Origin of the sequence: Weissella sp. DD23 (genome assembly GCF_001579105.1) — a bacterium.
In the GTDB taxonomy this organism is placed as follows: domain Bacteria; phylum Bacillota; class Bacilli; order Lactobacillales; family Lactobacillaceae; genus Weissella; species Weissella cibaria.
In genome coordinates, this window is the sequence record NZ_KQ970392.1 from 80,148 (window position 1) to 80,840 (window position 693).

1 protein-coding gene is annotated in these 693 nt (G+C 45.7%); it reads left to right on the forward strand.

Features of this window, described 5'->3' with window-relative positions:
- Positions 1–612, forward strand: a 612-nt coding sequence (locus tag WEIDD23_RS04780) for a WxL domain-containing protein (protein ID WP_062358806.1), incomplete at its 5' end; no start/stop codon positions are given.
- Between the last annotated feature and the right edge of the window lie 81 nt (positions 613–693).

Below are 693 nucleotides of genomic sequence, written 5' to 3' on the forward strand. Positions count from 1 at the left end.
AAGGACCCAGATAACGGTGCTACGGTTGGTGGTTTGACTTTGACGGCTGTACCAAGCTTTTCGTTTAAGGATGCTGGCGCAACGCCTAAGATTACCGAAGCTTCAACGAAGGTGTTGACGGCTAACGGTGTATCAACGCAACCAACTGGTGACACGACTGGTACAAACAACACGTCATCATCAATCTATGTTCGTGATACACGTGGTTTGACGGCTGATGCAGCTGGTGCTGGTTACAGCATCTACGCCTCAGCTTCACAATTGAAGGCTGGTGATCAAGTCTTGCCAGTTGCTTCATTGAACATGACGGTTGCTGACGGAACTGCTAATTCAAACGGTGGTTTGATTACTGGTAAGAGTGCCGTTTCAGTTTACCAAGCTAACAATTCAGTTTTGAAGGGTGGCACTGCTAAGACTGCTGGTGACGCAACTTTGGGAACGGTTGCCGGATACGGTAACTTGATTGCTAAGGGTGACGGTAAGACTAACGGTGACAACGCAACTGGTGCTGTTTCTGCAGAATTGAACTTGAGCAGCAATGCCGTTCAAGCACAAAAGTACACGGGTACGATGTACTACACGTTGGTTGATTCAGCTACTTCAGCTAACTAATTAACATACGCTAAGTAATTAGACCGATCGTGACAAGTCATGTTTGGTCTTTTATTGGATAAAACACGGTATACTTATTTT